The 11154-nt window shown below is 51.2% G+C and carries 10 protein-coding genes; 5 read left to right on the forward strand and 5 right to left on the reverse strand.

Features of this window, described 5'->3' with window-relative positions; genetic code table 11:
* Positions 1-30: 30 nt before the first annotated feature.
* Positions 31-2355, reverse strand: a complete 2325-nt coding sequence (locus HY774_16330; protein MBI4750053.1) for a patatin-like phospholipase family protein — start codon at positions 2353-2355, stop codon at positions 31-33.
* Positions 2356-2653: 298 nt separating this feature from the next.
* Here HY774_16330 and HY774_16335 point away from each other — a divergent pair, with 298 nt between their 5' ends.
* Genes HY774_16335 through HY774_16345 form a run of 3 tightly spaced genes read left to right on the forward strand, consistent with a single transcriptional unit; the run spans position 2654 to position 5312 of the window.
* Positions 2654-3634, forward strand: a complete 981-nt coding sequence (locus tag HY774_16335) for an aldo/keto reductase (protein ID MBI4750054.1) — start codon at positions 2654-2656, stop codon at positions 3632-3634.
* 55 nt (positions 3635-3689) lie between these two features.
* Positions 3690-3902 (forward strand): hypothetical protein, encoded by a 213-nt coding sequence (locus HY774_16340; protein ID MBI4750055.1) that lies wholly within the window; start codon positions 3690-3692, stop codon positions 3900-3902.
* A gap of 21 nt (positions 3903-3923) precedes the next feature.
* Positions 3924-5312: an NAD(+)/NADH kinase gene (locus tag HY774_16345; protein ID MBI4750056.1), complete on the forward strand. Its 1389-nt coding sequence runs from the start codon at positions 3924-3926 to the stop codon at positions 5310-5312.
* A gap of 38 nt (positions 5313-5350) precedes the next feature.
* On the opposite strand, the gene HY774_16350 is transcribed toward HY774_16345, so the two are convergent.
* Together HY774_16350 and HY774_16355 are read right to left on the reverse strand one after the other, a co-directional pair.
* Positions 5351-6016 carry an ABC transporter ATP-binding protein gene (locus HY774_16350; protein MBI4750057.1) on the reverse strand — a complete coding sequence of 222 codons (666 nt, stop codon included), beginning with the start codon at positions 6014-6016 and terminating at the stop codon, positions 5351-5353.
* A gap of 537 nt (positions 6017-6553) precedes the next feature.
* Positions 6554-7324, reverse strand: coding sequence for a N(G),N(G)-dimethylarginine dimethylaminohydrolase (locus HY774_16355; protein MBI4750058.1), 771 nt, complete (start codon positions 7322-7324; stop codon positions 6554-6556).
* 372 nt (positions 7325-7696) lie between these two features.
* Between HY774_16355 and HY774_16360 the strand changes: the two genes are divergently transcribed.
* Together HY774_16360 and HY774_16365 are read left to right on the forward strand one after the other, a co-directional pair.
* Positions 7697-8830: a zinc-dependent alcohol dehydrogenase family protein gene (locus HY774_16360; GenBank protein MBI4750059.1), complete on the forward strand. Its 1134-nt coding sequence runs from the start codon at positions 7697-7699 to the stop codon at positions 8828-8830.
* Positions 8831-8842: 12 nt separating this feature from the next.
* Complete coding sequence (locus HY774_16365) at positions 8843-9286, forward strand: acyl-CoA thioesterase (protein MBI4750060.1); 444 nt, start codon at positions 8843-8845, stop codon at positions 9284-9286.
* Positions 9287-9487: 201 nt separating this feature from the next.
* Here the strand turns inward: HY774_16365 and HY774_16370 are convergent, their stop codons facing one another.
* Both HY774_16370 and HY774_16375 read right to left on the reverse strand, forming a co-directional pair.
* Positions 9488-10240 (reverse strand): ABC transporter ATP-binding protein, encoded by a 753-nt coding sequence (locus HY774_16370; GenBank protein ID MBI4750061.1) that lies wholly within the window; start codon positions 10238-10240, stop codon positions 9488-9490.
* Positions 10240-11052, reverse strand: coding sequence for an ABC transporter permease (locus tag HY774_16375; protein ID MBI4750062.1), 813 nt, complete (start codon positions 11050-11052; stop codon positions 10240-10242). The genes HY774_16370 and HY774_16375 overlap by 1 nt, the downstream gene beginning before the upstream one ends.
* Positions 11053-11154 lie beyond the last annotated feature (102 nt).

The following is an 11154-nucleotide window of genomic DNA, read 5'->3' on the forward strand; positions in this document are numbered from 1 at the left end:
AACCCCGAACCCCGAACCCCGAACCCTGCTCTAAAAGAATTTCCCAAAGGCGAAGAAGATTTTCCCGCGTCCGCTCTCGCCGACGCTTCCAATCAGTGAAAAAGGACCAAAAATGGTATCCACCACCAGTCCGGCGGAGATACTTTGGCGATACCGAAGCCGGGTGGCATCGGTTAATGGCCCACCCCAGGCACCGCCAATGTCATACCATCCGCCGATAAAAACCTTCTTGCCAATGAGTGGCGGTAATTCCCCGATTGGCCGCAAATAGCCAAGACTATTCAGAAAATAATGATTTCCACGGAATTCATCCCGATCAAACGAACTTAACCGGAATGGGCCGCCCACGGTGAAAGATTCGGTCGGAGTGGCGTCATAATTCAATGACGAACCACCCGAACTCACCAGAAACAGTGAGCCTTTATCAAATGCTGGTTTGAAATAGGACAGCCGGGCTTCGGCCTGCGGGAAACTGCCCGAAGTACCAGGGCTGTTTGGGCTGTCAAAAAACCAGCGGCCTTCCACCGAGGTCCGCAAACCCTTAGACGGAACCGTGGCGCTGTCCTGGCCATCAAATGCCCAGCGGATGCGGGCAAGCGCAAACCGACCATCAACGCTTGGAAGGCCAGGGTCACCAGCTCGAACTTTGGCGTCCGTGTGGCCAAACTCCATTCCGGCCCGCAGTTCGTGGCGCTGATTGATCAGCCCAAAGTCAAACCCCAATCCGGTCCGATCCAACTGGTACTCGGCAATGTTTCGGTCACCAACAAACACATTTTGGCGGCGGCGCTGGTAGGTAACGCGTGGCGCCGCAAAAAAGCCGCTATAGCCAAACGGCTGGATTTCATTCAACGGGTAGAAAAACTCTGAGGCCAGATATGTCTGAAATCCAAGCCGCACATCGTTGCGCCATTCCGTCCCGTGCTTGACCAGATCAAAAAACGTCAATCGAGTGCCCACCGTGAAATTGATGTTATTGACGTCAGATCCATCAATCTCCAGGCCAAAATTCATGGTCGGCGGGGCATAGGTTTTTTCCAGCACCGAAATGATCAGCGTGTTGTCTTTTGGTTTCGCCGAGAATTCATACCCCAGGCTGTCATACCGGCCTACACCGGTGTATTTGGTGAGATTCGCTTCGAGGTCCTCAACATTGAGTGGACGACCGATCATGTCTTCAAAATCAGGTTTGATCAGTTCAGCATCGGCGGTTTCGGTTCCCTGAACGTCAATTCCGGTTGGAATTGGAATTTCCGAGCGCTGGCGTTCGCTCCGCGCGATAAGGTATTCATCCCAGGTAGGGGCATCAATCGCCAGCATGGACAGTGTGCTTTCACTTTCAGTCGCTGCCTTGTATCCCAGATTGGCAATGTCATCTACCGGTTTGAAATCAAGGAGCGAGTATTTTTCCAGTTGTGGCGAAATAATGATATTGGCCTTGGCCAGATTTCGACGGTCACTATCGAGCGTCATAATCGTCAGCGACTGTTGCAGAATTCCCAGAAATGAAGAAATGGCCTTCAGATCGCCGAGCGGAGTTCCGACATCAACCGCGATCACGATGTCAGGTTTTAATTCATCGCGCATGGCATCGGTCGGAATGTTGTTGAGCAAGGCGCCATCCACCAGGACTTTTCCTTCGCGCTCAACTGGTGGGAACAGACCTGGAATTGACATCGTGGCCCGCAGGGCCTGAGCCAGCGATTTGTCACGCATGACTTCGGTCTTTCCGCTCAAAAAATCAGTCGCCACACAGCGGAATGGAATCGGTAACTCGTCGAAATTGTTGATTTTGGCATAGGGCAGCGTCAACCGATCAATCATCAATCCGATGTAGTGCGCCGGGCTGATTCCAAGTGGCAGCGTCGGCCCTTTTTTCAGGCCCAATTCGAAGTTGGTTTGATAGGAATTGCGGTCTTCCTTGCGCCGAAATTGCAACTGGTCATAGGTTGGACCGGTACCAATTGCCTTATTCCAATCAATACTTTTCATGAAGTCCCGAATCTCTTTCGGCTTCATGCCCATCGTGTACATTCCGCCAACCAGAGCGCCCATGCTGGTGCCGGCAATCGAGTCAATCGGAATGCGGTTTTCCTCAAACCATTCCAGCACGCCGATATGGGCAAAGCCTCTCGCCCCGCCGCCACTGAGGACCAGTCCGATTTTTTTGCGCTGCCGTTTGGCGGTTGTGAGGGCTTCACGAAGTTCCTCCGGGCTGGCCAAACTCAAGGATGGGGGGTCTTTGGGTTGGGGCATCCCCGCATCTGATGTCGGTTTTTCAATCGGGTTAAGGGCCAAAACCGGTATTCCGGCACACCAAATCAACATCCACAAACACATCAGCCGTTTCAGCATAGGTCGCACCAGGGAAGTTCAAATATTTGAGGTATAACCGTTTCTCGGAGGAGGGAATCCAGATTCAGGTTTTCGTTGAGGGTTTGATCTCTGAGTGAATTCAAACACCAATGAAAGAGCGGAATGGGAATGAGGTCAACAATAGTCAATCACTCCTGACACGGCAATGCGCGATCCCCATTTTTTCCATGAAATTGCAAATATCCCAAATCTTCTGACAATGCTATAGTTTGTGACTGGCAAGCCAGACGGTTCATTTTTCTTCAAACCAATTCAATCCCGGAGGTTCACGGAATCAATGAGACTGGTTCGTTTTCTTGGTCGAAGTGGAATCGAAGTGAGCGCCCTCGGTCTTGGATGCTGGGCCATTGGGGGCCCCTTTGAAGATCAGGGCGGATGGATGGGCTATGGAACGGTGGATGATGCTGAGTCGCTGCGGGCGCTGCACCGCGCCATTGACCTTGGCGTTACGTTTTTTGATACCTCTGATGTGTATGGCTGCGGGCACAGCGAACGACTGCTGGGACAGGTGCTCAGGGAGCATCGGCATCAGATGGTGATTACCGCCAAATTTGGCTACACCTTTGATGAAACTCGACGTTGCGTAACCGGGAAGGACGGCAGCCCGGCCTACGTCCAGCAAGCCTGTGACGCCAGTTTGCGCCGGCTGGGACGGGATTACATTGATGTCTACCAGTTTCACCTCCACGATTATGACCTGACACGGGCTGCTGAAGTCCGCGATACCCTCGAACATCTCGTCGCCCAGGGAAAAATCAGATTTTATGCCTGGGCCACCGAAGACCCCGACCGGATTCGACTCTTTGCCCAGGGAGAGCATTGCACCGCGTCTCCGCAGCTCCTCAACCTGGTTGACGCCAATCAGCAAACGCTCGACCTGTGCGACGAATTCGACCTGGCCTGCATTGCCCGCCGTCCATTAGGCATGGGATTACTGACCGGAAAATACCAGGCTGATTCAACCTTTGCTGAAAACGACATGCGGCGACGGTTCGGGTGGAATCTCAAGGAGGGGAAACAGGCCCAAATCCTCAATCAAATCAATTGCCTGCGAGAAATTCTCACCCGAAATAATCGAACCCTGGCCCAGGGAGCACTGGCCTGGATTTGGGCGCGTCACCCACGGACAATTCCAATTCCGGGGTTTAAAACGGTGGCGCAGGTGGAAGAAAACCTGAAGGCGCTGGATTTTGGGCCGCTGTCACACGAGGATTTTAATCAAATTGATCGAATCAAGTCAGTAGTCAGTAGTCAGTAATGCCAGTTAAGGATTGAAGTGTTTTTTGGTTTTCATCCCGAAGGGATGGAGTAAAGTGAGCCGGTGGTCAGCGTCGCTTTGGACGCGCCACCACCGGATGCGGGTCATCTCCAATCCAAATTTCCCCGCCCGGCCAGCCGCCGCCTACGGCAGCGGCTGGCCGGGCGGGGTGAGGAGGCAATGTTTTCCCAGGGTTAAAACCCTGGGCTACATGCCTTCCACGACCCAAAAACCGCCTCAACTCTTAACTGGCATTACTGACTACTGACTACTGACTCTCTTTCACCTTATGACCTTACGCATTGCCATTTTTGGCGGCAGTTTTAATCCACCAGGAATTCATCATCGAGAAATCGCCCGATTGTTGTCCCTCCACTTTGATCGGGTGATAATTGTTCCCTGTGGTCCACGACCCGACAAGCGGACCACCAATGACATCGAACCGATCTTTCGGGCAACATTAGCCGATTTGAATTTTCGGGGGCTTCCAAAAGTCGAAGTTGATCTCTTTGATCTGGAACAGGCGACCTTTACCCGCACCCACGACCTTCAATATCGGTATGCCAGCCAGGGCGAAGTCTGGCACGTGGTGGGTGGGGATCTGATCAAGGGTGGCAAAGATGGTGCTTCATTTATCCAGACCGCCTGGAAAAATGGATCTGAAATTTGGAACCACCTGAATTTTGTGGTTATCACCCGTGATGGCATTGACTTTGACGAACGCGACCTGCCGCCCCACCACCAGATTTTCCATGTTCAGGTATCGGGGGCAAGTTCCTCGATTCGAGAACGGATTTTTAATCATCAACCGATTGATGGTTTGGTAACCCCTGAAGTGGCAGGGTATATCGAGCGCTATGAATTATATCTGGGACGGATTCCCAGTCGCTTGACGCGGTTTCAGTTTGAAAAACCACGCCTGCTGATTGTCCCGGACGAATCAAACCCCAAGGCCAGGTCGCTCGTGCCCCGGTTTGAACCGTACCGGGATGATCAAAATCCCAATTGTATTCTGGTCATTGGCGGAGATGGGATGATGCTCGGGGCCATCAGCCAGTACTGGCACTTGCGATTGCCGTTTTTTGGGGTCAATGCGGGCCACCTTGGGTTTTTGCTCAACGAAGCCAATGAAGTGCTCAATGGCTCTTTTCGACCCCAGGAATTATTGATCAGACAAATGCCGTTGTTGTATGTTGAAGCCCAACTCGAAGACGGATCAATGGTAAGCAGCCTGAGTTTTAACGATGCCTGGGTTGAACGGGCCACGAGCCAGGTCGGCTGGGTTGAAGTCAAAGTCAACGGGCGGGTCAAAATCCCGAAGCTCATTGCCGACGGGGCACTGGTTTCAACGGCTGCCGGTTCAACCGCCTATGCCCGCGCCATGGGAGCAATGCCATTGTTGGCCGATACCCCAGCGCTTCTGCTTGTCGGGTCAAATGTTTTGGAGCCGCCTGGGTGGAAATCAGCGTTACTGTCGCTTGATTCAGAGATTGAATTTCAGTGTCTCAGCCCGATTAAACGGCCACTGGAAGGATTTGCCGGGAATAGTTCGTTGGGAAAAGTCCAGTTCATGCGCATTCGCGTCAGTCGGATTGCCGCTGCGGAACTGGCGTTTTGCCCTACCCACGACATGGCTGAGAAAATTGCCCAGATTCAATTTCCAAACCAGCGCGGGTAACACATTTTTGGAGTGCGGTGGCTTGACACCGCTTTTCATTATTCCGCAGCAATCCAGCCATCGAAAATATTGATCACCCGGTTGCCAAACGACGCATTGCGTTCTGAATGCGTGACCTGAATGATGGTGGTGCCTTCATCATTGAGCCGTTTGAACAATTCCATGATTTCTTCGGCTTGTTTGGAATGGAGGTTCCCCGTTGGTTCGTCCGCTAAAATGACTTTCGGACCGGCGATGATGGCTCGGGCAATGGACACAAGTTGCTGCTGGCCTCCGGAAAGCTGGTTGGGATAGAGGTCTTTTTTGCCGACAATTTGAAACCGGTCCAGCACGTCACAAACCATGCTTTCGCATTCCTTGCGCTTGATGTTGCGGTAGGAAAGCGGGATTTCGAGGTTTTCATACACTGTCAAATTGTCGAGCAGGTGGTAGCTTTGAAAGACAAACCCAAAAGTTTTCTTCTGGATTTCGAATCGTTCTTTTTTGCTCAGTTTGTGAATTGGCTGCTCATTGAGCACATATTCACCCGTCCAGGCACTGTCGTGCATTCCTAAAATATTGAGCAAGGTCGTTTTACCGGCACCTGAGGGCCCCATAATCGAAATAAATTCGCCGGGTTTGATTTCAACATTGATCCGCCGCAGGACAAAATGTCGGGTGTGGCCGTGATCAAAGGATTTTTCCAGGTTGCGCAAAACGATCATAATGTCTTCCTCAAAAGCAGATTTCAAAAATAGTTCAGAGTTCCGGTTTTAATCGGAACTCTGAACTCTCCATTTTTTGTGAGATCTTTGAATTGACTCAAAGTGGACAGACAACTCCAGTGCAAACTGTATTCCAAGATTTTGAAATATCTGCTACCCAGCCATTTTGAATGAAGAATAAAGAATGAAGAATGAAGAAAAAACAAGAAATATCTGTATTTTGAATAAGTTAGGATGGTTTTTACTCTGGGTGCGCCTTCGCTGAGGTCAATGACAAAAACAGCACAAAGACTCTGATTCAACTTTGACAAACTGTCCGGTTTTGGGATTTAGCTTGTGCGATGCTGAACAGACCCCCATAAGCGCCAGGATAAGGATTGCAGGCCCGCATAGTCGTTGTGTAATAGCCGTGGTGCGAAGCCCACGGTCACGGCCCGCAATGAGATCCAGACCCGACAAGAGCGTCAGTCAATGCCAACGGAAAAAACACAGGGTTTCTTATCCTGGTGCTTATGGGAGTGTACCCCCAGATCAATTCTAAAATCTGAGCGATAAACAACTCAATCCGCCATCCATTTTTTGAAATTCCGACATGTCGAGCGGCACAATCTGGTAACCGGCTTCGGTCAACTGTGCGGCAACTTTCGGGTATCCAGATGGAATGAGAACTCGACCGTTGACATACACGCAGTTGGCGGCATATTCCTCATCTTCCGGCACACAAATCACTTGAAATCCAGCGAATTGATGACAACTCAGCATGGCCCGAGTTGCCAGAACGGTCTGGTGTTCCAGATAGGAAAGCCCCGTCTTCAAATGCAACAGACCAGGGATCGTCCGAATATCAATCGTCGAAGAACTATAGCCGGCCAGCCGGAGGAACTCGGCCAGTTGTTTGGCACCGGTTTCGTTGGTGCGTTCGGAAATGCCAATGAAAAAATGGTGGCCGACCTGGCAAATATCGCCTCCGTCAACCGATCCGGGGGCGGTGATGGCATACAGGGTATGAATGTGATCGGCCAGAACCTCTGCCATTGCTTGAACTTCACCCTGCCGGCGGCTTGCGCCAGGGCGAGAGATGACGGCAAAGTACGGCGTGAGAATTGCTGTATCTTCGACAAAGGTTGAATCGGGAAACTGGTCATCCGCTTCCAATACCGTCAACGACAGGCCACAGGCGTGCAACGCTTCGCGATACCGCTGGTGTTGAGTCAGTGCCATCTCAAGATCGGGTGTGCCTGCGGTTGACGAGGTGATTCCCTGGGCGAACGTGGTGCCTGGTTTGCGAACAATCGCTTTTGAAAACATACTTGATCCTTAGAGTTATAAGTACCTTACCGAAAATTTCCAGGCATTTTAACCACGGAAACTACGGAAACCACAGAAAAAAATCAAGCACTTACCAAATCCAATAGCTCAGGAAACTTCTGACAGGGTACTTACCAATTCGCAATGAAACTTTCGGTTTAGTCAACTGTTAAGTAATTCAATCAAATAAACTTAGCGAACTACTGACTACTGACTACTGACTACTGACTACTGACTACTGACTACTGACTACTGACTACTGACTGGTATTAAACTTGAGTTTGAGTCCTGCAAAATGCTATTTGTTTCAGCCCCATATTTGCAATTGAAAAGCCAGCCGAAATCTTCTTTTTTTGAACCACAAGGAAAACCATGAAAACAAAAGCTGCTGTTCTCTATGAAATGGGTCGGTCACAGCCCTTTGCCCAAAGCCTGCCGATGGTGATTGATGAACTAACCCTGGCTGGGCCTGAATCAGGCGAAGTGCTGATTGAAATTGTTGGCGCCGGGTTGTGCCATTCCGACCTGTCAGTGGTGGATGGCTCGCGCCCACGCATCATACCGATGGTAATGGGCCACGAAGCCAGCGGGATTGTCCGCGAAGTTGGGCCGGAGGTCACAGAATTTGCTCCGGGAGACCACGTGGTGTTCAGTTTTGTTCCGATTTGCGGCCATTGCCTCTATTGTGCTTCGGGACGAGGGGCGCTGTGTGAATTTGGTGCCCGGGCCAACGTTGCCGGGACACTTCTCTCGGGTGGCTGCCGATTTACCGATTCAGAGTCCCGACGGTGCTACCACCACCTTGGGGTCTCAGCCTTTTCACAGTTTACCGTCGCCGCCCAGGAATCACTGGTGAAAATTGACCCGTCCGTTTCACTCGAAATGGCTGCGCTCTTCGGATGTGCCGTGATGACTGGCGTCGGCGCCGTGGTCAACACCGCCCGGGTTGAAGCTGGAACCTCAGCCGCTGTTTTTGGATTGGGCGGCGTTGGGCTCAGCGTCGTGATGGGGCTCCGAGCCGTTGGCGCCTATCCCATCATCGCGGTTGACCGGGTGGATGACAAACTGACGCTGGCTCGTGACCTGGGAGCAACCCACACGGTCAATGCCGGCCAGGACGACCCGGTTGCGGCCATCAAAGACATAACTCACGGCGGTGTAACCTGTGCGTTTGAAAGCGTTGGCGCTGAAAGTGTTTTGATCCAGGCATACCAGGCAACTGGGCGCGGCGGCACCACGATCACCATTGGTCTGCCGCATCCCAATAAAATGTTTTCCATTCCAGCAGTCAGCCTGACGCTTGAAGAACGCACGGTCAAAGGCTCCTACATGGGCTCATCCGTCCCGCGCCGCGATATTCCCAGGTTTATCAATATGTATCAGGCTGGAATTCTGCCAGTAGACAAGCTCCACACCCACACCTTGAAACTCGACGAAATCAATCTTGGATTTGACCGGCTGGCCCAGGCTCAAGCTGTCCGGCAAATTGTTACTTTTTCTGAGTAAAATTCATTTCCTATGCAATCCAAACCTGAAATAACTCGCGAGGAATTTCGTCACTTTTTGTCCATTCAAACGCGTTGGATGGATAATGACATTTACGGGCACGTCAACAATGCCCTGTATTATGCCTTCTTTGACACCGCCATTAACCAGTACCTGATTGCCGAAGGCGGACTTGATATCGAGTCGGGTTCCGTCATCGGGCTGGCCGCCGAATCACATTGTCGGTTTATGCAATCGCTGGCCTTTCCGGAAATAATTGAAGTTGGCCTGCGAGTCGGAAAACTGGGCAATTCAAGCGTCCGGTATGAACTGTCCATCTTCAAGCACAATGAGCCGACTGCCGCTGCCACCGGGTACTTTGTTCACGTTTTTGTTGACCGGGAAACCCGCAAGTCCGTGCCCATAACCGGCACCCTCCGGACGGCATTGGAGCGTTTGTTAGTCAGTAGTCAGTAGTCAGTAGTCAGTAGTCAGTAGTCAGTAGTCAGTAGTCAGTAGTCAGTAGTCAGTAGTCAGTAGTTGAATCATTTAGAAACAATTTTTTTCAAGAATTCGACGAATTCAACGATCCGGGTTTTGTCTACTGACTACTGACTACTGACTCATCAACTACTGACTACTGACTACTGACTTATCAACTACTGACTACTGACTGGTTTACAACGCATCATTTTGATTCATCTGGGTCAGATAGGTATTGAGCACTTCCTGGGTGGGGCCATAGGTAATGACTTCACCGTGATGCAGCCAGAGCAACCGGTCACAAAACTGGCGGACCTGTTCTTCGTCGTGTGAGACAAACAAAATGGTGCAGCCGTCGTCCCGAAACCGGGAGATGCGGTCAATACATTTGGTTCGGAAGGCCGCGTCTCCGACTGCCAGCACTTCATCAATGAGCAGCACACGTGGTTCGGTGTGAACGGCGACGGCAAAGGCCAGCCGTAGCCGCATTCCGGTGCTGTAGGTCCGCAGGGGTTGGTCTATATAGGCGCCAAGTTCGGCAAAATCAATAATCGAGTCCATTCGTTCCGAAACCTGACGGCGAGTGAGCCCGTCAATGACTCCGGCGACATAGGCATTCTCCCGCCCGTTCAAATCTGGCGAAAACCCGGCGCCGAGTTCCAGCAAACCGCGAACCGGTTTTTCAACCGTGATTTTGCCTTCGTTTGGCAATCCCACGCCTCCCACCAATCGGAGGAGGGTTGATTTCCCAGCCCCGTTTTTTCCGATAATCCCCACCATTTCTCCTGGGCCGACCGAAAATGACACATCGCGAAGCGCCCAAAAGGTCTCGGTTGGTTTCAGTTCGCGAAATCCTTGAATCAACATATCTTTGAGCGTGCGGGGGCGAAACTTGCTGAACCGACGAAATTTCTTCCACAAATGGTCAACGATGATGGTTTCTTTCATCACAATTCCTCAATAAATGTATGGCTCTTTTGATGAAAGATCCGGTTCCCGTACCAGACCACAATCATTGACAGCAACCACAACAGGAGCAGACCCGTCAGTTCCGGCGGTTTGCCAAAAATCAAAATGTTGCGGTACGCCTCAAGCAAATGAGTCAGGGGATTGAACTGGTACACCCATTTCAGCGATGCCGGGACCAGTTTCAGGTCGTAACACACCGGGGTCATATAAAACAACAGCGGCAAAATCACACTTAATAAATGCTGGGTATCGCGCATGACGACGTTGGTTGTGGCCACAATCAGACTGAGCCCCAGTAAAAAGACAAACTGGATCGCGATGACCACCGGCAACAGCAACAGCCACCACGTCAGCACGCCTCCTTTAAATAGTAACAGCATGACCAGAAACGGAAGCGAGACCAGAAAATGAATCAGGTTGATGGTGACAAAGACAATCGGCAAAACCCAGGTTGGAAATCCGGGGCGGGAAATCAGCTCCGGCTTTTGAATAATGGCCACGGCGCCCTGAACCGTGGAAAGTTGGAACCAGTTCCAGACCAGCAGGCCGCAAAAGACAAAGGCGCCATAATTGGGGATATCCAGTTTCAACACGCCTTTAAATACAAATGAAAAAACGATCAGTTGGGTCAACGGAAGGGCGATGGTCCACGCCACACCCAGGTACGAGCGCTTGTATTGGATTTTTATTTCGCGTGACACCAGCTCGCGAATCAGATCAAACAGATATTCCAGCCGGTGAAGATCAAGATGTGCCACAAAGATTTTCGATTCAAAAGAAGGTAAAAACACGATTCGGAGTGAATTGGGCAAAGTACTGATTTCACGGCACAAGGTCAATATGGAGTGCGGCGGCTTGATGCGGCTTTCCGACGCTCCAAAGAAAATATTTGC

This window comes from Acidobacteriota bacterium, from assembly GCA_016208495.1.
Lineage (GTDB): Bacteria > Acidobacteriota > Blastocatellia > Chloracidobacteriales > Chloracidobacteriaceae > JACQXX01.